This is a genomic window from Dyella sp. M7H15-1, assembly GCF_004114615.1.
GTDB lineage: Bacteria > Pseudomonadota > Gammaproteobacteria > Xanthomonadales > Rhodanobacteraceae > Dyella_B.
In genome coordinates this window covers 1,016,191-1,040,432 of the sequence record NZ_CP035300.1, presented here as the reverse complement: position 1 = coordinate 1,040,432, position 24,242 = coordinate 1,016,191, and the positions used below count along the sequence as shown (strand labels likewise).

Annotated in this window: 22 protein-coding genes and 1 pseudogene; 14 read left to right on the top strand and 9 right to left on the bottom strand. The window is 58.7% G+C overall.

Going from position 1 to position 24,242, the window contains the following annotated elements; all coding sequences use genetic code 11:
* Positions 1-4 precede the first annotated feature (4 nt).
* Both EO087_RS04990 and EO087_RS04985 read right to left on the bottom strand, forming a co-directional pair.
* Positions 5-736, bottom strand: coding sequence for an SH3 domain-containing protein (locus EO087_RS04990; RefSeq protein ID WP_128897904.1), 732 nt, complete (start codon positions 734-736; stop codon positions 5-7).
* Positions 737-991: 255 nt separating this feature from the next.
* Positions 992-1,420 (bottom strand): FKBP-type peptidyl-prolyl cis-trans isomerase, encoded by a 429-nt coding sequence (locus EO087_RS04985; protein WP_128897903.1) that lies wholly within the window; start codon positions 1,418-1,420, stop codon positions 992-994.
* Between the two features lie 229 nt (positions 1,421-1,649).
* On the opposite strand from EO087_RS04985, the gene EO087_RS04980 reads away from it, so the two are divergent.
* The 4 genes from EO087_RS04980 (at position 1,650) to EO087_RS16660 (ending at position 5,446) form a co-directional block, all read left to right on the top strand.
* On the top strand, positions 1,650-2,849 hold the full coding sequence (locus EO087_RS04980) for an aminotransferase class I/II-fold pyridoxal phosphate-dependent enzyme (protein ID WP_128897902.1): 1,200 nt from the start codon (positions 1,650-1,652) through the stop codon (positions 2,847-2,849).
* Positions 2,850-2,913: 64 nt separating this feature from the next.
* Positions 2,914-3,900, top strand: coding sequence for a malate dehydrogenase (locus tag EO087_RS04975; RefSeq protein ID WP_128897901.1), 987 nt, complete (start codon positions 2,914-2,916; stop codon positions 3,898-3,900).
* 357 nt (positions 3,901-4,257) lie between these two features.
* Positions 4,258-4,917, top strand: coding sequence for a reverse transcriptase domain-containing protein (locus EO087_RS16415; RefSeq protein WP_205744439.1), 660 nt, complete (start codon positions 4,258-4,260; stop codon positions 4,915-4,917).
* A gap of 184 nt (positions 4,918-5,101) precedes the next feature.
* The gene (locus EO087_RS16660; RefSeq protein WP_240669131.1) at positions 5,102-5,446 is read left to right on the top strand and encodes a group II intron maturase-specific domain-containing protein; all 345 of its coding nucleotides are present in this window, start codon (positions 5,102-5,104) and stop codon (positions 5,444-5,446) included.
* A gap of 279 nt (positions 5,447-5,725) precedes the next feature.
* Here the strand turns inward: EO087_RS16660 and EO087_RS04965 are convergent, their stop codons facing one another.
* The 4 genes and pseudogenes from EO087_RS04965 to EO087_RS04950 form a co-directional block, all read right to left on the bottom strand.
* Entirely contained in the window at positions 5,726-9,367 is a 3,642-nt protein-coding gene (locus EO087_RS04965) for a DUF748 domain-containing protein (RefSeq protein WP_128897900.1), read from the bottom strand.
* 248 nt (positions 9,368-9,615) lie between these two features.
* Positions 9,616-10,650: an L-threonine 3-dehydrogenase gene (tdh, locus tag EO087_RS04960; RefSeq protein ID WP_205744437.1), complete on the bottom strand. Its 1,035-nt coding sequence runs from the start codon at positions 10,648-10,650 to the stop codon at positions 9,616-9,618.
* 421 nt (positions 10,651-11,071) lie between these two features.
* Entirely contained in the window at positions 11,072-11,722 is a 651-nt protein-coding gene (locus tag EO087_RS04955) for a hypothetical protein (RefSeq protein ID WP_128897899.1), read from the bottom strand.
* A gap of 158 nt (positions 11,723-11,880) precedes the next feature.
* Positions 11,881-11,991 (bottom strand): annotated as a pseudogene (locus tag EO087_RS04950) (transposase); the annotation flags it as partial.
* 193 nt (positions 11,992-12,184) lie between these two features.
* Here EO087_RS04950 and miaA point away from each other — a divergent pair.
* The 9 genes from miaA (at position 12,185) to EO087_RS04905 (ending at position 20,533) form a co-directional block, all read left to right on the top strand.
* The gene (miaA, locus tag EO087_RS04945) at positions 12,185-13,126 is read left to right on the top strand and encodes a tRNA (adenosine(37)-N6)-dimethylallyltransferase MiaA (protein WP_128897898.1); all 942 of its coding nucleotides are present in this window, start codon (positions 12,185-12,187) and stop codon (positions 13,124-13,126) included.
* 174 nt (positions 13,127-13,300) lie between these two features.
* Positions 13,301-13,582 carry an RNA chaperone Hfq gene (gene hfq, locus EO087_RS04940; protein WP_128897897.1) on the top strand — a complete coding sequence of 94 codons (282 nt, stop codon included), beginning with the start codon at positions 13,301-13,303 and terminating at the stop codon, positions 13,580-13,582.
* A 6-nt stretch (positions 13,583-13,588) separates the two neighbouring features.
* Positions 13,589-14,872 (top strand): ribosome rescue GTPase HflX, encoded by a 1,284-nt coding sequence (gene hflX / locus EO087_RS04935; RefSeq protein WP_128897896.1) that lies wholly within the window; start codon positions 13,589-13,591, stop codon positions 14,870-14,872.
* A gap of 190 nt (positions 14,873-15,062) precedes the next feature.
* Complete coding sequence (gene hflK / locus EO087_RS04930) at positions 15,063-16,166, top strand: FtsH protease activity modulator HflK (protein WP_128897895.1); 1,104 nt, start codon at positions 15,063-15,065, stop codon at positions 16,164-16,166.
* Entirely contained in the window at positions 16,163-17,038 is an 876-nt protein-coding gene (gene hflC / locus EO087_RS04925) for a protease modulator HflC (RefSeq protein ID WP_128897894.1), read from the top strand. The genes hflK and hflC overlap by 4 nt, the downstream gene beginning before the upstream one ends.
* Positions 17,039-17,047: 9 nt before the next feature.
* Positions 17,048-17,233, top strand: coding sequence for a DUF2065 domain-containing protein (locus tag EO087_RS04920; RefSeq protein WP_128897893.1), 186 nt, complete (start codon positions 17,048-17,050; stop codon positions 17,231-17,233).
* A gap of 77 nt (positions 17,234-17,310) precedes the next feature.
* On the top strand, positions 17,311-18,603 hold the full coding sequence (locus tag EO087_RS04915) for an adenylosuccinate synthase (protein ID WP_128897892.1): 1,293 nt from the start codon (positions 17,311-17,313) through the stop codon (positions 18,601-18,603).
* A gap of 172 nt (positions 18,604-18,775) precedes the next feature.
* Positions 18,776-19,858, top strand: coding sequence for an AAA family ATPase (locus tag EO087_RS04910; protein WP_128897891.1), 1,083 nt, complete (start codon positions 18,776-18,778; stop codon positions 19,856-19,858).
* Positions 19,859-20,533 carry a DUF4276 family protein gene (locus EO087_RS04905; protein WP_128897890.1) on the top strand — a complete coding sequence of 225 codons (675 nt, stop codon included), beginning with the start codon at positions 19,859-19,861 and terminating at the stop codon, positions 20,531-20,533.
* 70 nt (positions 20,534-20,603) lie between these two features.
* On the opposite strand, the gene EO087_RS04900 is transcribed toward EO087_RS04905, so the two are convergent.
* On the bottom strand, positions 20,604-21,047 hold the full coding sequence (locus EO087_RS04900; RefSeq protein WP_128897889.1) for a hypothetical protein: 444 nt from the start codon (positions 21,045-21,047) through the stop codon (positions 20,604-20,606).
* A gap of 200 nt (positions 21,048-21,247) precedes the next feature.
* On the opposite strand from EO087_RS04900, the gene sufT reads away from it, so the two are divergent.
* Complete coding sequence (gene sufT, locus EO087_RS04895) at positions 21,248-21,805, top strand: putative Fe-S cluster assembly protein SufT (protein ID WP_128897888.1); 558 nt, start codon at positions 21,248-21,250, stop codon at positions 21,803-21,805.
* Between the two features lie 9 nt (positions 21,806-21,814).
* Here sufT and EO087_RS04890 read toward each other — a convergent pair whose 3' ends face one another.
* Positions 21,815-22,303, bottom strand: coding sequence for an asparaginase domain-containing protein (locus EO087_RS04890; protein ID WP_128899813.1), 489 nt, complete (start codon positions 22,301-22,303; stop codon positions 21,815-21,817).
* 61 nt (positions 22,304-22,364) lie between these two features.
* Positions 22,365-24,008, bottom strand: coding sequence for an acyl-CoA dehydrogenase family protein (locus tag EO087_RS04885; protein WP_128897887.1), 1,644 nt, complete (start codon positions 24,006-24,008; stop codon positions 22,365-22,367).
* Positions 24,009-24,242 lie beyond the last annotated feature (234 nt).

Below are 24,242 nucleotides of genomic sequence, written 5' to 3'. Positions count from 1 at the left end.
CCGGCTACTGATTGCCGGGATTCCCGTTGTTCCCCTGTTGCGGATTCGGGCGAGGCGACGGCCAATGGCCATTGCTTGGCGGCTGAGGCCGATTTTCTCCCGGCGGCTGCGGACGGTTACCGCCACCGGGCTGTCCCGGTCCATGTCCACCTGGCGGTTGTGGCCGGTTACCACCATGGGGCGGTGGTGGGCGATTGCCGTTGCCGGGCGGTTGCGGCCGGCCACCTCCCGGTGGCTGCGGCCGATGGCCGTTGCCAGGTTGTGGCGGTCGACCGGTACCTGGCGGACGAATGGGCGGGCGAGGGCGCATCGGTGGCCGTGTGGGCGGCCGGATCGGGATCGGCCGTCCATACCAGCGATTGCGGTCCCGATAAAAGGGGCGATTGAGGTAGTAGCGCGACCAATACGTGCCGATGACGAACGAAACAATCGGAAGGCCGATCTGCGCCCCGTAATCGACCACGTATACGGGTTGATTGTTGTACATGTAGGCGATATAGCTGCCGGCCACCCAACCACGATCCGGCCCAGCCAGGACATCGCACCATTCCCAGCCGGTGGTGCAGCCCTGAACCGACACCCAGGTATTGGCCGGCAAGACTTGTACGACCGGATATTCAGCGTCTGGGCCAGCGTACATATTCACGTTGGTGATGACATAGCCGTCCGCCGCGAAAGCCGCGGCGGGAAGGATCATCATCAGGGCGGCCACGAAGGACCAGAGCATTCGCTTCATCGGGCAATCCTCCAGCAACGTCAGGGCGGTGGGCGTACGACGTATGGCAACGCTAGTGTGGTGTCTCGCAAGTAACGCGAACAAATTCCGGCGTCTTTCGCCACGATCCTGCGTTGCTCGTCGTCGCCATAGCGCCCACTATGACTCCTCCTCGCGTCTTGTCTCGCGACGAAATCCACTCGGAATTTATTCACGTTACTTGCGAGACACCACACTGGCGCATCATGGCCCAATTCCTAGCCTGGCGTGAAGCGCTTAGTGCACGCCGACTAGCTCGATGTCAAATACCAGGGCATGGTCGGGCGGAATTTTGCTGCCTGCACCGTGATGACCATAACCCATGCCGGACGGGATGATGATCTCGCGCTTGCCGCCTACACGCATGCCCTTCACGCCGCTGTCCATGCCGGAGATCACCTCCTCGGCACCGATCGCGAAGGTGAGCGGTCGACCGCTTTCATAAGAGCTATCGAACTTGGCGCCGCGGTGGTCCGGCGCCTTGGCGTCGTAGAGCCAGCCGGTGTAGTTGATGGTTACCGTGGCATCGTCGCGAGCCGTGTTGCCGGTACCGACTTTTTGGTCGGTGATCGTCAGCTTAGTGACGTCATCGGCTTGTACCGGACGCGGGCCAAATGCCCCCAGGGCGAGCAGGGCGGTAGCAAAGAGGGCTAGCGGGCGGTACATGGACAACTCCGAATAAGGCTGAACATACGCATCTTCTTCTTAGGGTCTGTCTAGGCTGGCGATCAGATGACGTTCCTCCGCCCGGGGTTGCGGCGGCATCCGAATGATGCCAGCGGATCGCGCTGACGCAATAGACGTTTTTCGGCTATCCGGGAAGGGTGCACGGTTGCCGCACCGCCGCATGCTAAAATCGTAGGGTTAGTTGCCAGCGTCCCAACCCGAGGAACCTATGCCCCAGCTCGCCCAGCGTGTCGGCCGCGCCAAACCCAGCGCGATCATGGTCATCGCCGAAACGGCGAAGCAGCTCAAAGCCGCCGGCCGCGACATCATCAGCTTCTCCATCGGCGTGCCGAATTTTCTTCCTGGCGAACACGTCTATGTGGCAGCACGCGAAGCGCTCACACACGATAGCGGCCAGTACGGCAGCAATCGCGGCTCCGACGCACTGTTGGATGCCTTCCTCAAACACATCCAGGCACTGGGTTTTACCGGTTACGGCCGCATGAACCTGTCGATCGGCATGGGTGCCAAGCAGGTGTTGTACAACCTGGCCGAGGCGCTGCTCAACGAAGGCGACGAAATCTGCTTTGCCGCGCCGTACTGGACCACTTATCACGACATTGCCGACATTGTCGGCGCGAAAGCCAATGTGTTGCATTGCGACCCGGCACAGAACTACAAACTGACGCCGCAGCAGTTGGAAAATGCACTGGCGCGCAAACCGAAAGTGTTCCTGTTCAACAATCCGTCCAACCCTACCGGTATGGTCTACACGCGCGAGGAAATCGCCGCGCTGGCCGACGTGCTGGTGCAGTATCCGGATACTTGGATCGTCACCGACGATATCTATAACTCGATGGTGTTCGACGGTATCGGTTATCACAACTTCGTATTCGCACGGCCAGAGTTACGCGATCGCCTAATCTTTGTCGACTCGGTGTCCAAGACCTACGGCATGCCGGGCTGGCGCGTGGGTTTGATCGCTGGCCCAGAATCGGTGGCCAAGGCGGTCACCACACTCAATTCCAACCACATCACCAGCGTGCCGGAGGTGATCGCGGCGGCTGCCATCGCGGCATTCAGCGGTCCGCAGGACATTCCGCAGGTCAAGTGCCAGGAATTCTCGGCCAAGCGCGACATCGTGCTTGCTGCGCTCAACAAGATTCCCGGTGTGGTGTGTCCGCGCCCGCAGGGTGCGTTCTACGCTTTCCCGGATATCTCAGTGGCCTTCGGCAAGAGCCACGGCGATACGCGCATCGAAAACGATGTGGATTTCTGCGCTGCATTGTTGGGGGCGAAGAGTGTGGCCTGCGTGCCGGGTTCGGCCTTCGGCGAATCGCACGCTATGCGCATTTCCTATACTTGTCCTACCGCCCAGCTTGACCCCGGCCTTGCCCGTATTGTCGAGTTCTTCGCTGAACTGAGCTGATTCATCTCCCGGCCCGCGTCATACGATGCGGGCTTCGTTTTATGTACCTGAAGGAGTTGTCACGATGAAAGCCCCCGTTCGTGTTGCCGTGACCGGTGCTGCCGGCCAGATCGGTTACGCCCTGCTGTTTCGTATCGCCGCCGGCGACATGCTCGGTCCGGACCAGCCGGTGATCCTGCACCTGCTCGAAATCACGCCGGCACTGCCTGCGTTGCAGGGTGTGGTAATGGAACTCAACGATGGCGCATTCCCGACCCTGGCTGGTGTGGTGGCCACCGACGACGTCAACGTCGCCTTCAAGGATGCCGATTACGCATTGCTGGTCGGCGCCCGTCCGCGTGGCCCGGGTATGGAGCGCAAGGATTTGCTTGAAGCTAACGGTGCGATTTTCTCGCCACAAGGCAAGGCGTTGAACGATCACGCCAAGCGCGATGTGAAGGTGCTGGTGGTGGGCAACCCGGCCAACACCAATGCGCTGATCGCTCAGCAGAACGCGCCAGACCTTGATCCGAAGTGCTTCACTGCCATGGTGCGCCTGGACCACAACCGCACGCTGTCGCAGCTCGCCGAGAAGACCGGCAAGCACACCACCGACATCAAGAAGATCACCATTTGGGGCAATCACAGCTCCACCCAGTACCCGGACCTGCATCACGCTACCGTTGATGGCAAGGCTGCGCTAAGCCTAGTCGACCAGAACTGGTACGAGAAGGATTTCATCCCGACCGTGCAGCAGCGCGGCGCTGCCATCATCAAGGCACGCGGTGCTTCATCCGCCGCTTCGGCCGCTTCGGCCGCCATCGACCATATGCGCAACTGGGCATTGGGCAGTGCCGAGAGTGACTGGGTGTCGATGGGCATTCCGTCCGATGGTTCCTACGGCATTGCACCGGGCGTGATCTACGGTTATCCGGTGACGGTGAAGAACGGCAAGTATGAGATCGTGCAGGGTCTGGCGATCAATGATTTCTCGCGTGCACGCATGGATGCTACCGACAAGGAACTGCGCGAAGAGCGCGCGGGTGTCGAGCATTTGTTTGCCAAGAAGTAAGTCCGGTTTTGTCGAGGTGCTAGGAGGTGCAAGTCCTCGACTCGCCCGTCGAGGGGAAGAGTTAGTCAGAGGCAAGGGCATTGCGGGTGACCGGATGTCTGAAGGAAGCCCGAGGCAAAACGCTGGCCTGACGAACAGGAAGCGGATACGAGGCGACGTGTTGGGGTAAGGCAGCAAGAATTGTCAAAGCCCAAAACGTGTCCGGACGACACGGCGTATATCCGACAGGCCTAAGCGGGAAAGCAGGTGTGTCATACCCGGGGAGATCTCGCCTCATGCCTGAAAGGGCGACGCGGTAACGCGGAGCGAGAAGTCAGCAGAGGCCATAGTAGGTGCAGTAAGACCGAAGGGCCGAACATGAGAGACCGTGATGAGGACGGCCAAGACTCGATGATCGTCGACGAAGCAGAAGCCCAAACCAGCGGGGCCACGAGCCAAGGTACGGAACAGTATTCCGGAGAGGGGCACGGTGGTGCGGAGGCGATCACGGCGTGGGCTGAGCAAACGAAAGCGGAGAAGTCACGGCTGATGGAGGCCGTGGTCGAGCGTAACAACCTGATGGCGGCGTACCAGAAGGTGGTTCGCAACGGTGGCGGACCGGGTGTTGATGGCGTGCCGGTGGGATCGTTGCGTGACTGGCTGAAGGTGCACTGGCCACGTGTGAAGGAAGCCTTGTTGGACGGACGCTACCTGCCGGCGGCGGTGCGCGCGGTGGACATCCCCAAGCCCTCGGGCGGGGTGCGGACACTAGGCATACCGACGGTGCTGGATCGACTGATCCAACAGGCCGTTCTGCAAATCCTGCAACCCATCGTTGAACCAAGCTTTTCCCGATCAAGCTATGGCTTTCGGCCAGGGCGTAACGCACACCAAGCGGTCAAGGCGGCCAAGCAGTATGTGCAGCAAGGACACCGCTGGGTGGTGGACATTGATCTGGAGAAGTTCTTTGATCGGGATCTATGTTCGCAGCGAAAAGGCAGGACGGCGCGTACTGGCCAGCATGACATCGTTTCTTGAGAAACGGCTGAAACGGCGGGTTAACAGCGCCAAAAGCGCGTGCGCGCGGCCAAGTGAACGTAAGTTCCTTGGCTACACGCTGACGCACAGCGGAGGCCGGTTACGGTTACGCTTTGCCGAGGAAAGCGCAGCGCGTCTGCGCAACCGTGTGCGTGAGCAGTTGCGTCAGGGACGAGGTCGAAGTTTGAAGCGAACCATCGAAAGCTTAAATCCGAGGCTTCGCGGTTGGGCGAACTACTTCGGCCTCGGCGAGAGCAAGCAAGCGTGGGAGGAGCTGGACGGCTGGATACGGCGTCGGTTGCGTGGTTTGATCTGGCGACAAGCCAAGACGCGCCGACGACGCACGGAGTTGTTACGCAAAGGAGGCTTGACGGAAGAGCGGGCGTGGCACTCGGCCCGAAACGGGCATGGTCCGTGGTGGAACGCCGGAGCCAGTCATATGAACCACGCTTTTCCAAAAGCCTTCTTCGATAGGCTGGGCTTGGTCAGTTTGGCCAGCACGGCTCGCTATCTCCAGCGTCTGGCATGAACCGCCGTATGCGGAACCGCACGTACGGTGGTGTGGGAGGGGGCCGGGTTACCGGCTCTATCCGATGGGTTGGGGTGTAAACGCGAATGGCGCTTACTTATAACGGACGTATGCTTGAAAACACCCCTCTCCCGTCGGGAGAGGGCCGGGGGTGAGGGTTCGGACGGAGCATGACGACGATTTCTTGCACGAGTTTTTATCATCGCGCTCTGATCGAACCCTCACCCCAAACCTCTCTCCCAAAGGGAGGGGCTTAAGGAAGTGCCATCCGGTGCAAACCTACATATGCAACCCGAAATCATCGCGCGTCGTCTTGCCGCTATCGTCGATCCCCTTCGCATCCAGCTTCGGCGCCAACACGAACACGCGTTTGTCGTCGATCTTGCCATGCAGGTATTGGCGCACGGCATCGGCGCGCCGCTCGGCCAGATGACGTAGCGCATCCTGGTCGATGGCGACATTGGCTTCCATGAGTTTAATCATCACATCCGGCGATTGCGATTTGGTCAGACCAATCAAGTCGCGCGGCTTCTTGAAATCGGCGTGCTTGTACGCCTTGGTCAGGTACTTGTTGTAATCGTCGGTGCCCGGTTTCACCGGTGCGGCCTTGGCGGCCGCGCTGCCGATATCGTCGGCTTCTTCTTTTTGCACGGCCTGATCGACCATGACCGTGCGCAAGCCGTTTTCATCGAAGGAGGGGTCGGCGCGGCCGGTGATGTCGAGTTTCAGTGACGTTTTTTTGTTGAGCAGGTCGACAACCTTCGCCAGGCGATCGTCGGTTTCCTTGTTCAGCACATCCGAGCCCGGCGCGAATTCCACATAGCCCAGATCTTGTTGGCCGCCACCCGCTGCGGAAGCAAGCAAACGGAATGGCGCCGTCACCGCACGCTTGAGCAAGTTGACGAAGGCCTGCCAGATCACCCCCCCAAGGCTGAATTTTGGATCGCTCAATGAACCAGATACCGGCACGTGGATGTCGATATTGCCGTTGGAATCCTTCAGCAATGCCACCGCTAGTTTCACCGGGAGATGGCTGATGCCTGGGCCTTTCATGCGATCACCAAAGGTGAGTTGATTGAGTACGATATGGTTATCGGCATTCAACTTGCTCTGAGCGAGTTGGTAATGCACATCCATGGTCAGGCGTCCCTTGGTGATCGGGTAGCCGGCGTATTTGCCGGAATAGGGCGTAAGGTGCGTAAGTTCCACGTCATTGGCCTTGGCTTTGATGTCCAGGAACGCAACCGGCGTAAGCGGATTGATAGTGCCGTTGATATCGACCGGCGAGTTGTTGTCGAGCGAACCTTGCAAGGTGACGTCCGCCGGCTTGTCGCCCGTATCAGTGCCGAACGCACCGATTTTGCCAGCGAGCTGGGTGATGTTGGCGGTGTAGTTGGGTTTGATGAAATTGTCGGTGTAATTGAGATTGCCGTTTGCCAGTGTGATCTGGCCGATATGAATCTGCGCGGGCGGTGTGGCAGCCGTGCTGGCAGAAGCGAGTGCAGCGGATGTGCTGACAGCCGGTGTTGGCGCAGGTGACAGCGTGTTCGCCGATGCCGGCGGAGCAGGGCCGTTTTGCGCACGGGTGACCGACACGGGCGCTTGCGCGGGATTGGACACAACATCCTGCACATTAATGCGGCCGTTGGCGTTGACGATCACGCGTGCATAGAAATCATTAAGCGCTAGTCCGTCGATATCCACCTGTGGCGCGCCTCCACCTATGCGCACTTTCATGCCCGTGGCCGCCAGTGAATTCCAGCTTAGGAAGTCGTCGTTGGTGACCTTGTCCAGCACCTTTATGCGGCCTAGCACCATGCGCCCTTGATAGCTGACCAGCGCTGACGGTTTGTGGTCGCGATAGCGTGCATGTCCGTTTGCGCTCAACAATGCACTGTCCAGACGTACGTTCAAGGGCACGTTTACCAGCGAAGCGAATGGCGCCACGTTCACGCGTGTGGCCTGGATGCGCAGATCCGCATCCATCGGTTCGGGCTTCAGATTGCCATTGACGTTGAATTTACCGGTGCCGATGCTGCCTGTAAGGTTCAGTTTGATCGGCTTATGCATGTCATCGGAAAGATTGTCCATGCCGAACTTGTCGGCATGGACCACTATATGACCGTTCTTGCTCGGCAGGCTTGAGTCAGTCAGCGCAAGGCTGCCGCCATCGATATCCAGGTGTGCAATGTTCCAGTGCCAGGATGGCGAGGCTGCCTGTTTGCCATGTGATGGCGAGGACTTCATCAGGCTGGCGAGATCGATGTTGTCGTTTTTCAGGCGTCGCGCATCGATCTTCAGGCCCTGGAATATTACGTTGCCAAGTTGCGCCATGTTTTTGTCGAGATCGAGAAGGTGAATCTCGGCATTCAAACTCTGCCATGCCAGCAGTTTGCGGTCGCGTTGTTCCAGCGCAAAATTGTTGGCGGTGAGTTTGCTGTTGTCCATGATCAGCGAGAGCGTCTTGCTCCAGTCGACTTGCAGGTGCATGTCACCATTGAGCGTGCCGCTGGCGATCTCCACGTTGAGCACGGGGGGTGCCATTGCCATCAGTGGCTGCAGGCCTGCGCCCTTCACATCCACTTCACCCTCGTAGCGATCAGCACTTAGGAGGAGGTTGCCGGTGGCATGCACGCTACCGCCAGCTAGGCCGGAGGTCACGTTGATCGTTGCCGGGTGTTTGGACACGGTGGAAAGTTGGTGGATCTCGCCGCGCATGTTCTCGAGGGTGAGCTGCGTAGGTTTGGGACCACTGCGATCGGCGTAGTCGAGTACGCCGTTTTGCACGGCGAGCGTGACGATCTGCGCATCGATGGACGGCGTACCCGGCGCTGCTGGGGGCTTGTCCTTGCCGAGCAAAGTGTCGAAGCTGGTGCGTCCGCCAGCCAGTTTGGTGTAATGCAGTCTGGCCTGATCGAGTGCGAGGGTGCCAAAACGATAGCGCGACAGCAGCGGCTGTACATCGTCCATGGTTGCTGTGCCGCGACCAAGTTCCAGTATCGGTGCATTGTCGCGAGTGGTTAGCACCAGTTTGTCCGCCTGCAACTGACCTTGTAGCAACAGTTGCTGGGTGGGTTTGGTGTCGATGAAGTGCAGCTCCAGCTTGCCGGATAACAAGCCACTGGGAATGTTGGCGGGCAATGGTTTGGGCACATAGCCCAGGTACTTCGCCAGATCCAGGTGATCCAGGGTGAAGCTGATCACCGACTCATGCGTATCGGCGAACGGCTTGGTCTGTCCTTGGATATGCAGCGGGCTGCCATCCACTCGCATCGTCAGCAGCGGTTGCACGAAGATATCCGCGTCGTGCGGCAGATTGGCCAGGAACGGAATGCCGATGTCCAGTTGATCGACGTGATGCGTGGTATGAAGCACCTGGTCATCAAAAGTGATGTTGCCGTTGTGAACGCTGATATTGGAAAGTGCAAAGCGCGTCGGCGACGCATTCGGCTCTGCGGGTTTGTTGGTGAAACGCTGCACGATATCGGTGAAGTTGAATTGCTGTGGGCCGGTGCGTGTGATGTGGACCTGCGGATGCACCAGCGAAAGTCCGTCCAGCACCTGTGCCATATGGAACACCGAACTCCAGGATGCATTCACCACCAGATTGTCGATGTCAACGAAGGGTGAAGAGCTATCCCGTTCGCCGATATGGAATTTGTCCACGCTCACGCACAGCGTATATGGATTCACATGGATGGCGCCGATGGTTACCGGGCGATCGAGCTGTGCGCTGAGCTGCTTTTCGAGCTGGCTCTTGATGATGCCGGGCGCGATAAAGAAGCCGAACAGGCCCAGCAGTACCAGGAAAATGACGATGACCAGCGTTGTGATACGCACGCCACGGGATTGGTACAGGCCTATCGCGTGTTCGCGCCCGGCTGCCATGAGCGCCTTGGTTGACGAGTTCTGGTTTGCCATGCCGTCGATGCTCCCGTGACATCGCGGACCGACTGTGCTCGGCGGCAGCCGCGCACTTCCCTAAGCCAGAAAACTTATGTCGGCACGCCCGGGGCGAAGTGTAGCCTGCGGCGTAAGGGAGTGCGTAGTTTGTTTTTCACTTCATCTCCCCGTCTACGCCTGTTTCTTGATCACATTTCCGTGAGCGCGAAGTGATTGCTTTTGCTTGTCGTCCCGGCGCAGGCCCACTGCTGCCCGGGGAAGATTGTTTAGTGCCAGGAACAGACAACCTTGCCGCAAGTACCGGCATCCATCAGGTCGAAACCTTTCTGAAAATCGTCAATGTGAATCTGGTGCGTCAGCACCTTCTGCAACGGGAAACCGGTCAGCACCATCTGGGTCATCTTGTACCAGGTCTCATACATGCGACGGCCATAGATGCCTTGCAGGGTGAGCCCCTTGAAGATCACCCGGTCCCAGTCGATGCCAGCGCCCTTGGGCAGGATGCCGAGCAGGGCGACTTTGCCGCCGTGGTACATGCAATCGAGCATATCGTTGAAGGCGCGCTGGTTGCCGCTCATTTCCAGGCCCACGTCGAAGCCTTCCATGTGCAGGTCCTTCATCACGTCTTTCAGCGACTGGTTTGCCACATTCACCACACGCGTCGCACCCATGTCGGCGGCGAGCTTGAGGCGGTAATCGTTGACGTCGGTCACCACCACATTGCGCGCGCCGACATGCTTGGCGATGCCCGCAGCGATGATGCCGATCGGGCCCGCACCGGTGATCAATACATCTTCACCCACCATGTCGAATTCCAGCGCGCAGTGCGCGGCGTTGCCATAGGGGTCGAAGAAAGCCGCCAATTCCGACGGAATCTGGTCCGGAATCGGCCACAGGTTGGACGCCGGCATAGACATGTATTCGGCAAACGCACCGTTGCGGTTCACGCCGATGCCGATAGTGTTCGGACACAGGTGCTGGCGACCCGCGCGGCAGTTGCGACAATGGCTACATACGATATGGCCTTCGGCGGAAACGCGATCACCCATTTTGTAGCCGGTAACGCCGGGGCCGATTTCCACGATGCGGCCAACGAATTCATGGCCGATGGTCAGGCCAGGCTGGATGGTGCGCTGGGACCACTCGTCCCACTTGTAGATATGCAGGTCGGTGCCACAGATGGCGGTTTTTTCCAGCTTGATCAGCACCTCGTTCGGGCCGACCTCTGGAACCGGCACTTCTTCCATCCAGATGCCTTTTTCGGCGTGACGCTTGACCAGGGCTTTCATTGTTTGCGGCATGGGGGCGTCCGACAGCGAGCGGGGAAAGGAATGTGATCCATTAGTTATAGAGCAGGGGGCGTGCCTTGATGCGGTGCTGCATCAAGGATCCACCCGATCATAACTCAGCATGAGGTAAGCCCCCGGCTTTGCCCTGTCTCTTGATCACAAATCTTCTGACGCTGCGACGCACCCTCCCCCTCTGGGGAGAGGGTTGGGGTGAGGGCCAATCTTGCGAAATAGCTTGTTTCGTGCGCGATTTTAAAGAGCGAAACTTTCGCGTAGCCATGGACTTTCCCTCAAGCCTGGCCCTCACCTTAACTCTCTCCCTAAAGGGGAGAGGGCATTGGCCTGTCCCGTTTTGCTGGTTATTTGCAGCACATAGCAAACAAAAAGATGTGATCAAGAGACAGTGTTTTGCCGGGGGATATTTACTTTGAACTCATTGGATGGCAGGAAGTGTTATATTAAGTGGTTTCGACTGTATAGCCTGCTTAACACTGTGCTCAGTACCCAAGAGGGTGTACACCAATGTATTACCGCCAATGGAAGAACCATCTCCGAAATAACACATATCGACTTCGCCATCCGTAGGCGTGCTAATACCACCGTTGGAGTATTCCGCTATCGAAGAACCTCCAAGCAAGGAGCAAAGGGCGGGGCCTGGGTTCACCTGCGGCGGCAGTTTCCACGGTTTGTTGGGATCTATTTTTATGAAGGCAACGGTTGCGGCAATACTTGGCTTGGCATCCAAAGTTGTCAGCCCAACGTAGGCGAGTTGAGTGTCTTCTTTAAAACGGCAAATAGATATAGGTGTGCCAAGAACGACGCTCTCTGTATCGAATTGGGGCACGGCGGTAATAACTTTTCCACCCGACATTACACATCGATGCGATCCAGGACCCGACGCAGCACGAGCTTCGGCGTTTTGGAGATTGCTTTCTTCGGCGTTTTGAAGGCTGCTTTGGGGGGTAACTTGTTGTTGGGCAAAAGCAACCGAAGTTAGCAATAAGCTTATGCAAACAGCGAGCATGGGAGCTTTCGCCAAGAATTGCATTCTTGAATTAACTTTGCTGGATAATGATAATGACATTATAAGGAACCTCCGGACAATTAAGCTTTGAACGTCCACAATATGGCGTGGCGTAGTTGTTGGATAGAAATGGATTGCATTTACTCGAAAACGCCTCATATGTGAGGAAATAACCCCTTTTGGGGGAATTTTCTCCCTATTATGCTTCGCTAGCGAGCTAGCAGTTTGGCGGTCAAGTCGTTCTTTTTCAGCAATCGCAGAAACTTCAGTATTGTCGTTTCGTCGGGAATCGCGTCCTCGTTTAGCTCAATGCCGGCGAAACGACGTAGGGCTCAATTTCATATTGAACACTTCCATCGAAGTGTGAAGTGATCTTGACACATTTTAGGAATAATTCAAAGGTTCCTTGAGGGCACTGCTATAAATTGCCAGCTACCCAGAAGATGCTGCATTGTTCGATCGCCTATTCAGTGCACGCCGAATCTGAAAAAATCCGCATGGATTTTTTAGATCTCCCCCCATATGCCTGTCGACCGCCGCCCACTCGCCATATTCCTGATGGGCCCGACCGCGTCGGGAAAAACCGCGCTCGCTTGCGCATTGAGCGAATGCTTTTCGCTTGGCCTGATTAGCGTCGACTCCGCCTTGGTCTATCGCGGACTGGACATCGGCACCGCCAAGCCGGATGCCGCCACCCTCGCGCGCTATCCGCACGAGCTAATTGATATCAGGGACCCCGCCGAACCGTATTCGGCTGCTGATTTCAGCGTGGATGCGCAAGCGGCCATGCAGCGTGTGCGCACAGCCGGCAAGGTGCCGCTGCTCGTTGGCGGCACGGGTTTGTATTTCCGCGCCCTGCAACGTGGCCTGTCGAGCTTGCCGCAAGCCGATGCCGAGGTTCGCGCACGGTTGATCGAAGAGGCGGCGGTTATGGGCTGGGGAGGGATGCATCAACGACTGGCCGAACTCGATCCGCTGGCTGCCAAGCGCATCAAGCCCAATGACACCCAGCGCATTCAGCGTGCCCTTGAAGTGATCGCCCTGACTGGGCAGCCCCTAAGCGTCCAGCAGCAGGGTGGCCGAGGATGGTCTTTCCCTTGGCGGGTGCTCAAACTGGCCTTGTTGCCTGAAGACCGGGCGCCACTGCACGCTCGCATTGCCCGGCGTTTCGACGCCATGTTGCAACATGGCCTGCTTGATGAAGTTCGCGCCTTGCGCCAGCGCGGTGACTTGCAGCTCGATTTGCCGGCTATCCGTGCCGTGGGTTACCGCCAGACCTGGGAATATCTGGACGGCCTCTACCATGCAGCCGAATGGCGCGATAAGAGCATCTTCGCTACCCGCCAGCTCGCCAAACGGCAGATTACCTGGCTGCGTAGCGAGCTGGATGCCCGGACCCTGGATCCGGAAAAAAATGACCTGCTAGACCATGCGAGCGGGGTCATAAGCCTGTTTCTAGGCTAAAACTTAAGCCATGCTCGTGAAGTCTGCGGCGCGGTTTTGTTATCGCTATTGTCACAACTTACAAAAGTCTTTCACCCACGATTTAAAAGCGGTTAACATTCGAAGAGCTAGGGCTGAGGTGCCATTGGCGCCGTCTTTTTTCGGCCCGTCCGATGGGCGAGGGGGAGAACAAAAATGTCAAAAGGGCAATCCTTGCAAGATCCGTTTCTAAATGCATTGCGCCGTGAGCGCGTACCGGTCGCCATCTACCTGGTGAATGGCATTAAGCTGCAGGGCACGATCGAATCCTTCGATCAGTTCGTGGTGTTGCTGCGCAACCAGGTGAGTCAGATGGTTTACAAACACGCCATCTCCACAGTGGTGCCCAGTCGTAACGTGCGTGTCGGCAATGGCCACGAAGGTCATGACGACCACGAAAACCACTTTGAGCACGTGTCGGCGGAAAACGAAGGTTGATTCACCCTGTTCGATAGACAAAAGAAAGGCGAACGTGCTGTGTTGGTCCTGCCGCATTCGCGCGGCGGGAGCGATACGGCCGAGCGGGCCGAGGAATTCGTTGAGCTGGTGAAATCGGCCGGCGCCGAAGTGCTGGCGACGATTCCAGCCCGCATTGACGTGCCCAATCCACGCTATTACATCGGTACCGGCAAGGCCGAAGAGGTTGCCGAAGCGGTGCGTGCGCTGGGTGCCGACCTGGTGCTGGTGGATCATATGCTCAGCCCGGTGCAGGAGCGCAATCTGGAGAAGGCGCTCAGCACCCGCGTGGTCGATCGTGCCGGGTTGATCCTGGACATCTTCGCCCAACGCGCCCGTTCGCATGAAGGCAAGATGGAAGTGGAGCTGGCCCAGCTAAAGCACCTGGCTACCCGTTTGGTACGTGGATGGACCCATTTGGACGCGCAACGCGGCGGTGCCATCGGCAACCGCGGCCCTGGCGAAACCCAGCTCGAAACCGACCGCCGCCTGCTGGCTGAGCGCGTGAAAATGCTCAGCCAGCGACTGGAAAAAGTGCAGACCCAGCGCAGCCAGCAACGCCGCGCCCGTCTGCGCAATACCGTGCCGCGTGTCGCCTTGGTGGGTTACACCAATGCGGGCAAATCCACGCTGTTCAACACGCTTACACAAGGTGAGGCGTACGCAGCCGATCAACTCTTCGCCACGCTTGATCCTACCGTGCGCAAACTGGATGATCTGAGCTGCGGTCCCGCCGTGCTGGCCGATACCGTGGGCTTTGTCCGCGATCTTCCGCATGATCTGGTCGCGGCCTTCCGCGGCACCCTGGCTGAAGCGCGCGATGCGGACTTGCTGCTGCATGTCAGCGATGCGGCCGACGATGAACGCGAACACCTGCATCAGGTAGTCGATCAGGTGCTGGAAGAAATTGACGCTGGCGATCTGCCGCAACTGCACGTGATGAACAAGATCGACCTTACTGACAGCAAGCCGCGTATCGTGCGCGATGCGGAAGGTGTGCCGCAGCAGGTGTGGTTGTCCGCCCATACCGGCGAAGGTCTGGACCTGCTGCGCCAGGCTTTGGGTGAGTTGCTCGGCGGCGAGCGGGTGCAATCCGAATTGCGCTTGCCTTTGTCGGCCGGTCGCCTGCATGCCAGGCTTCGTGCCGCGGGTGCCATTGCCGAGGAAGCGGTCGACGAAGAAGGCTGGCGCCTGCGTATCGATGCCCCACGTAGTGTGCTGGCGTCGTTGCTCTATGGAATGGAAGGCGAGCCGCTGCGCGGTTTGCTGTAGGGCGGGCAGATACGGGGCCTGCCCTTATGGATGATCGGCGATGGTTGTTGTCTCTGCTAGAATGCGACCGTTTGTGCACGGTACCTTTCCGGTGCTTGCACGTTTCATTACCCGTCACCATGTCCCATTCTGCACAGAACGTTTTCCGGCCGTTGCTGCCGGCCTCCCAGCGGCCCTAAGGAGACTGACCATGGCCTGGAACGAACCCGGAAACGGGCAGCGCGATCCATGGAACAAGAACAAACGCAGCACCGGTGGCAAATCGGGTATGGAAGCGACGTTCAAGGGCCTGTCCAAGCGACTGGGCAAGCTGGGTGGGTCGGGCGGTCTGTTCACCATCATCGGTGTGTTCATCCTGGCTTGGCTGCTGATGACCAGCTATGCCGCGATCGGCCCCGGACAGGTGGGTGTGGTGCAGCGTTTTGGTGCCTATGCACGCACCTTGGGTCCCGGGTTCCACGTCAAGCTTCCGCTGCCGATGGAAACCGTGCAGCCGGTGGCGACGTCGCGCGTGCGCGCCATATCCGACCAGATCCGCATGTTGACCCGCGACGAGGACATCGTCCTGGTCGACTTCAATGTGCAATATCAGGTGACCGATCCGCAGAAGTACCTGTTCAACGCCCGCGATCCGGACGGTACGCTCAACGAAGCGGCCCAGGCCGCTGTGAGCGCGGTGATTGGCGCCCAACTGATGGAAGACATCCTCACCGGTCAGGGTGAGAACAACGCTCCCGCGCCGTCGCTGGTTTCCTTGCAGCAGCAGGTGCACGTGCAGTTGCAACACACGCTGGATGCCTATGACTGCGGTCTGCGTGTCACGGATGTGAGCTTCCAGGCCATCACGCCGCCGCAGGAGGTGAAAGACGCCTTCGACGACGTGAACGCCGCGCGCCAGGATCGCCAGGGTCTGATCGATCAGGCACATGCGGGCACCCGTCAGGAAATCTCGCTCGCCAACGGCGACGCCAAGCGGCTGGCGGCGGAAGCCGATGCCTACAAGTCGCAACGCATCGCGCGTGCGCAGGGCGATGCCGAACGCTTCAACCTGATCCTCAAAGAATATAAGGCCGCGCCAGATGTCACCCGTCGCCGCCTGTGGCTGGAAACCATGGAAGACATCCTGCGCGCCAGCAACAAGGTGATCGATGATTCCGATGGCCACAGCGTCATCAACATTACCAACGATCATACGGATGGCCCGCTTGCCGCCACCAACTTGTCGGGCGTGGGCACAGTGGCGCAGCCGGGCAATGCCTTTGGCGATGATGCGGACAAGGGGAAGCAGCCATGAAAACCACCGCTGCCATCATCATCGTTTTGGCGCTGTTGCTCGGCTTCAACAGCCTCTACATCGTCAGTGAAGGGCAGAGCGCGCTGGTGCTGCAGTTCGGCAAAATTCTGCGCACCGACAAGCAACCCGGCCTGCACGCTAAGGTGCCGTTGCTGCAACAGTCGCTCACGCTGGATGATCGCATCCTGTCGTTTGACGGCCAGCCGGAGCGTTACGTCACCGCCGACAAGCAAAGTGTCAACGTCGACTTCTACGTAAAGTGGCGCATGGCCAACCCGGCGGATTACTACCGCGCTACAGGTGGCGACGAACTGCAGGCTGGCCAGCGTCTCAGTCCCATCGTCAGCAATGCGTTGCGCGGCATCGTCGATACACGCAGCCTGCAACAGTTGATCGCCAGCAACGCGGGCGACCTGGCTGCCGGCACCGTGCAGCAGTCCAACGAGCAGGCGGAAAAGACGCTGGGCATCTCGGTGGTCGACGTGCGTATCACAGGCATTGAATTCCCCGATGACATCAAAGCTTCCGTCTACAAGCGCATGCAGACCGAGCGCCAGCAGCAGGCAGCGGCCGTTCGCGCGGACGGCAAGCAGGAGGCCGAAACGATCAAGGCTGATGCCGATCGTCAGGCACAGATCATCCGTGCCAATGCCGAGAGCGACGCCGACAAAGTGAAGGGCGAGGGCGATGCGCAGGCAGCGCAAATTTACGCCCAGGCCTACGCGGAGGATCCGGATTTCTTTGCCTTCTACCGCAGCCTGGATGCCTACAAAAAGGCCTTCGGCGACGGCAAGGGCACCATCATCCTGAAGCCCGATTCCGAGTTCCTGCGTTACTTCGGCAATCCGGCGCCCGCACCGGCCCGGCACTAAATCAGCGTCATGCCACGCGATTTCTATGCCGCGCTATGTCTGGTGCTGGTGATCGAAGGTCTCGTGCTATTTGCCGCTCCACAAGGTTGGCAGGCGATGATGCGCGAAGCCTTGAAGCTGGACCCACGCATCTTGCGCCTATTCGGTGCGCTGGCCATCGGCATTGGTTTGATCACGCTGCATTGGGTGCATTGATACTTTCACCGCGTGGTAACCAGCGCGCGATAGTTTTTCCGTTCCGCCGATCGGAACGTTCTAGAGCGAGAAACAGCATGGGTAAGTCAGTCGTAATTCTTGGCGCACAGTGGGGCGACGAAGGCAAAGGCAAGATCGTCGATCTGTTGACCGAACGCGTAGTCGCCGTTGCGCGCTTCCAGGGCGGCCACAACGCCGGCCACACCCTTGTCATCAAAGGCAAGAAAACCGTGCTTCACCTGATTCCTTCCGGCATTCTGCGCGACGGTGCACTGTGTCTGATCGGCAACGGTGTAGTGCTGTCGCCGGCCGCACTCAAGCAGGAAATCGAAGAACTGGAAGCGCGGAGCGTGAACGTCCGCCCGCGCCTGAAGATCAGCCCAGCCACCCCGCTGATCATGCCGTACCACATTGCCGTGGATAAGGCACGCGAAATCGCCTCCGGCGCCAAGGCCATCGGCACTACTGGTCGTGGCATCGGCCCGGCCTACGAAGACAAGGTCGCCCGCCGCAGCGTGCGCGTCGCCGACCTGATGTATCCGCACGAGTTGCCGGAGCAGATCAAGGCTGCCGTCGACTACCACAACTTCATCCTCACCCAATGGCTGAAGGCCGAGCCGGTCGACTACCAGCAGGTGCTCGACGACGCGCTGGCCTACGGCGAATTCATTCGCCCGATGGTTGACGATGTCGCCACTATCCTGCACGACGTGCGCAAGGAAGGCGGCAATATCCTGTTCGAAGGCGCGCAGGGTTCATTGCTCGACATCGATCACGGTACCTATCCTTACGTCACTTCCAGCAACACCACCGTAGGCGGCGCATTGGCCGGCACTGGCGTGGGTGCCGGCGACATCGATTACGTGCTTGGCATCTGCAAAGCCTACGCCACCCGCGTCGGCGGCGGCCCGTTCCCCACCGAGCTGCACGATGACATGGGCGAACGCCTGCGCAAGGTCGGCAACGAATTCGGCGCCAGCACCGGCCGGCCGCGCCGCTGTGGCTGGATCGACCTTGTCGCATTGAAGCGCGCCGTGCAGATCAACGGCATCAACGGCTTGGCCATCACCAAGCTAGATGTGCTCGACGGTCTGGACACCATCAAGGTCTGCATCGCCTACGAATACCGCGGCAAGCGTCGCGAACTCGCACCGCTCGATGCCGACGGCTGGGCCGAATGCAAGCCCGTGTACCTGGAATTCCCGGGCTGGAGCGAATCCACTGCCGGCATCCGCGACTGGAACAAGCTGCCGCCGGCGGCGCGTGCTTATCTGCGTGCGGTGGAAGAACTTTCCGGTTGCCGCCTGGCGATCGTGGCGACGGGGGCGGATCGCGAAGATACGATTGCGTTGGATGATCCGTTTGCGTGATGTTCCCCATCTCTTGGGGGCTTTGCTTCGATGTGACATCGAGGCATGCTTGGGCGACCTGCAGATATGCAGGTCGCCGGCAGGTGAGGAGGCGCAACGTTTGTGAGAGCAGTCAAATTGACTGTTGCAACGATACACGTGAGAACTTCAATCATGAAGAGGCGATGGTCGTATGTCTAAAGTCCGCTCGCTCTCTATCAATGGATACAAATCCATCCGCTCGCTCAAGGACTTCAAGCTCAGCGATTTAAATGTGCTGATCGGTGCGAATGGTGCGGGTAAGAGCAACTTCATCAGTCTTTTCCGGTTGCTCAACGAGATGTATGAGCAACGATTGCAGCTGTATGTGCAAAAGCAAGGTGGTCCGGACGCGTTGCTGCATTTTGGTCGCAAGGTCACGGATCGACTTCACGCGGAATTTAATTTCGCAAACAACTGTTATAAGTTTGATTTGATTCCCACCGCTGATAACAGACTGATTTTTAAGGACGAGATAAGTCAATTCCTTGGGGTTTATTATCAAACAAAGCCGGAAGCGCATCTTGGATCAGGTCATGAAGAATCCAGGTTGAGGGATGCCAAAGACGACTATTCGCCCTATGTTAGGGATGCTGTAAAGAGCTGGCGTATCTATCATTTTCACGACACGAGCGATACGGCCAAGGTCAAGCAGCTCCATGCTACCAACGATAACCTGCAGCTGAAGTCCGATGCCGCCAATCTAGCGGCCTATCTGCGAATGCTTCGAAAGGAATACGGGGATTCATATCGTCGTATTGTCGATACCATTCAACTGGTGGCCCCGTTCTTTGGAGATTTTGTAGAGCGTCCCGGGAATTCAGAAAACATAGAGCTTGAGTGGACTCAAAAGGGACGGCCAGATACTCCTTTCAAAGCGCATATGCTGTCTGATGGAACGTTGCGTTTCGTCTGCTTGGCGACGTTGTTGCTACAACCATCCGATCGTCGGCCAGGCACCGTTTTGATCGATGAGCCTGAGCTTGGCTTACACCCCTATGCCATTTCGGTGTTGGCTGACATATTCAAGCAGGTTGCCGAAACGAAGCAGCTGATCGTTTCAACCCAGTCGGTAGAGTTGGTCAATGAACTGTCCCCCGAGGATGTCATCGTCGTGGATCAGCAAGACGGATATTCCACTTTCACTCGCTTTACGGAAGACGAGCTGGAGGGCTGGCTAGCTGACTACAGCATGGGCGAACTTTGGAAGCGCAATATCCTGGGCGGGAGGCCGTAAATGCCGGAGGTAATTGTCTTCGCAGAAGGCCCGTCGGAGGAGCAGTTCTTAAAGCGGGTCGTAGCGCCATCGCTGCATTCTCAACAGATTTACGTTAAAGCATTTACCTTGCGGACTTCGCAGCAAGGCAGAGGTGGGGCGGTAAGCTTTGACCGCTTGCTGCTGAATGCAAGAAATACCCTGAAGCAGCATTCGAAAGCGGTGCTTAGTACGTTCTTGGATCTCTATGGCCTGGATACTGACTTTCCTGAGTTCGCCGCCGCGAAAGCAATAAATGACGTTGGTGAGCGTGTGCGAAGGCTGGAGGAAGCTTTGCACCGGGCCGTAGTTGGTCACGTGCACTGCAGGCCGGAGCGCTTCATTCCGCACATCCAGCCCTACGAATTCGAAGGACTGTTGTTTGCGGACGTCCAGGCGTTGAGTAGTACTGAGCCTCGGTGGGGCGACTATCTGCAAAAGCTCCAAGCGGTTCGAGATCAATTTGAAACGCCGGAGCACATCAACGACAGCTACGAAACCAAGCCTTCGCGTCGACTGGAGTCGTTGCTGCAGCCCAGCTACAAGAAAGTACGCCATGGACCGCTGGCGGCTGGGCGCGTGACGCTGGCAACGATGGAAGCGGAATGCCTGCATTTTCGAAGCTGGATGGCGGAATTGCGGAAGCTTGCCTCATAGGCTGTTCCTGCCGGCCGAGAACTGACCAGGGACGGAAGCCGAAAAAAATCTTCCCGGCTGTGAATAAGTCTTAAGGAACTGTCCGCGTTACGCGGCGAGGCATGCGTAGTGCGCCGATGATCGCTGCAATAACACCGGCGATCGCCCAACCAATGTCCACGGGCCTCATACTGATGCGGGCAAAATCCAGCAGCATCGGCCAGCCTGCGGTACGCATGGCATCGATTAGCCCGTAACCCATCATGATCGAGATATTGACCGCCGAAATCAGTACATGGACGTAGACGCTCGCTATCGCGGTTGCCACCGCAGCTAGCCACGCGGCATGCCACCGGCGTCCATGCACCCATTGACGTACGGCGATGGCGAGCAGCCAGCCGACAGGCACGGCCAGCCAGGGTAGCGGGCGCTGCAGATAGATCGTGGGCAGCAACCATATGGCGCCGGCAGCTAGGCCCAGCATGGCGGCGCAGAACAGCGCAAAGCATTCGCCGACGATCTGGCGCGCAATCATGGTTGGCAACTCACGGTCATGCAGTCCTGCAGAGGCAAAGCGCCAATCTTAGCGGGATGAGTTGTATTTCTCAGGTGCGCTCCCTTGAGATCGGGGTTTCCCAACCTGATGTGAGTGACAGGTACGACACCCGGCCGGCGTATAATAGAAAGCCGGACAAGCCGCCAGGCGGCTTTCCACCATGATCCCTTTGAGATGGCATGAGCGGTTTCAGTCTTAGCAGCGAACCATTCACCCTGACGCGAGACTGCAGCGCGGTCATGGTGCCCCAGGGCGAAAGCGTGACCCTTCCAGCTGGTCAGGTAGGCTACATCACCCAGGCGCTGGGTGGCAGCTTTACCGTGTATGTGGAAGGCAACCTATTCCGCATTGCCGGCAACGATGCCGATGCGCTGGACAAGGAGCCACCACCACCCCTGGAGCTGGCCGCCGACGCCAGCGACGCCGATGTCGAGAAGCTGATTTGGCAGCAGTTGCGTACCGTGTTCGATCCGGAAATCCCGATCAACGTGGTTGAGCTGGGGCTGGTCTACGACGTGAGCGTGGAGCTGCTCGCCCACGATCAGCGCAAGATCTACGTGAAGATGACCCTGACTGCGCCGGGTTGCGGCATGGGCGATGTGCTGATCGATGATGCGCGCACCAAACTGGAATTGATTCCTACGGTGGTCGAGGCGGATGTGGATCTGGTATTCGACCCGCCGTGGAACCATTCGATGATGTCGGACGCGGCAAAACTCGAAACCGGCATGCTTTGATGCCCGCCCCTACATTACCTCTTCGAATCGATTTGCATCGCGATTCTTGCGAACCTTCGTCGGGTCCCACACGCGGCCGTTCATGGCGATGTGGACGCCATCCGGCAAGGTCTGCACCGCCGCTACCGCGCAACCGATGTTGAACACGGCATCCGAACCCTGGAAGCGGGCTGGATTGAGTGCGCCGGTCAGCACAATTACCTTGCCCTTGATGCTGGCCAGTTCCCTGGCGGTTTCCACCATGGTGTCGGTGCCGTGCGTCACTAGTACATGGCGATGTGGTTGCGCTTCGATGGTGGAGCGGATCAACGAGCGATCTTCGGCGTTGATGTGCAGGCTGTCCTTGCGCAGGATCGGGATCACGTCGAATTGGAACGCCACGCCGAGCTGACTGAGGATCTCGCCAATCTGCGGTGCGCCAATCTTGTAGTCCGACTTGTCGTCGAAATAGATCTTGTCGATGGTGCCGCCGGTAGTGACGATAGTCAGGTGTTGCATGATCGGTACGCCGTGGGAGTGGAAGGGCATTTTAACCATTCCATCGATCTGGCGTAGAACATCACTCCAGCAGCAGGCGGGTATCTTCCCCGTTGATGTCAGACAGGCGCAGCAGGTCATGGCCCAGGAACCTGCGCAACGCAGCGGCAGGGCGTTCGTCTCCGCGCGAGGAAGACCACGTGGCCTGACGTGCCATCAGTGCGGCAGCCGCACAACGCGCCAGCGTCGTTGCAATCCCCCGCGCGCCGGCTTCCAGCACGTTGCGCTCGACCTTTCGCGTGTCCAGATGTGTCGCCGTCGCATCCAGCGCGGCATGCACCGCGAACGAAGCCTGCGTGTTATGCGATTTGCTCAGCCAACCCGTAATCACCATCCGTAGCGCGGCAAAGCTGTCGTGGCCGGTGAGCGCGCGCAGACTGTCCAGCGACAGTACGTTGGTCGTGCCTTCCCAGATCGCGTAGACCTGCGCATCGCGCAGCAACTGGGGCAGTCCAGTGTCTTCGATGTAGCCGGCGCCGCCGAAGCACTCCAACGCCTCCGAGCACAGGCTGACTGCCATCTTGCCGGTCCACAGCTTGGCCAGTGGCGTGAGCAGGCGCAGCGAGGCAGTTTCCTGCAAGGTCGCCTGGTTCTGTTCAACCCGACCCAACAGATGCGCTACTTCGAAGGCCAAGGCAAACGCCGCTTCGAATTCGGCCTGCATGTCGGCGAGCGTTTGCGCGTGCAACGGTTGTTCGATCAGCAAGCGGCCAAACGCTTGCCGTCGCAGGGCATAATCGCGCGCCAGGCTGATTGCTCGCGCCATGCTCGCTACGGCGCCGATAGCGTTCCAGGTGCGTGTGATGTTCAGCATTGGCGCAACCTGCCGCACACCATGCGCCAATTCGCCCAAGGGCCAGGCGGGTAGGCCGTCCAGATGAATTTCCGCCGTGGGCAATTCATGCGTACCCAGTTTGTCCTTCAGGCGATCGATGATGAGCTGTGGCATGCGATTAGCGCCGTCCATGGTTTCCACATAAAACAGCGCCAGCGCTGCAGCGCCTTGCCCGGCCCCTTCCGGGCGTGCGAGTGCCAGCGCGGCTTCCCCCACCACTGCCGAACTGAACCATTTGCGGCCGTAAAGCCGCCATTGGCCATCCTTATCCTGCTTTGCCGTGGTTTCCGTGTTGCCGATATCCGAGCCTCCGTGGTTCTCGATCATCCATTGACCGGAAAGCCAGAGGTTGTGGGCATCGCGGCTAAGAAAGTGCGGCAGTGCGCGATCGATCAGGGATGGGTTGCCGGATACCTTCAGCGCGGTCGCCGCCCCGTCGGTCATGGCTAGCGGACAAGTATAGAACTCACTAGCGACGTGATAGACGTAGGCTCGCGCGAATTCCTCCAGGCGGGCGTGTTCGTGGTTCTCGTGACCGGAAGCCAGAATGGCGTGGCGTGTGGTGAGCTGAGGGCCTTCCTGCCATGCACGGGTCAACTCGACCCGATCGACGCGGCGTCCCCATGCATCCCACTGCGTCAATACGGGCTTACGCCGCGTACTGCGGCTGTTGCGTTCGAATGCCATTTGGGCGTAATCGGCCAGTGCATCCAGATCGGCATCCAGGGCGATGCGGCGCTTGGAGGGAAAGACGCGATCGAGAAGGGCGATCAACAAGCGATCGTCGCGATAAGGGTGCGACAGTTGCGGAGCGTCCTGCAGGAATCCCATGGATGCCACCTCGTCGAATGGTCGATGCCAGTATAGGCACGATGGTCGCCCCGTGCCCCTCTGTGTCGCGACAACGGCTTCGGGTGGCATCTTTGGATGGAGTCAAGAAGATGCGATTTTCAGAAGTGTTGAAAAGCATCCGCCGCGCCGGCGAAACATGGATTGCAGCGATCAGCTAAGAGCCTGTTCACGATCTCAACTCGGCGCTTCGCGCGAATTCGGCGTAAACCGCTG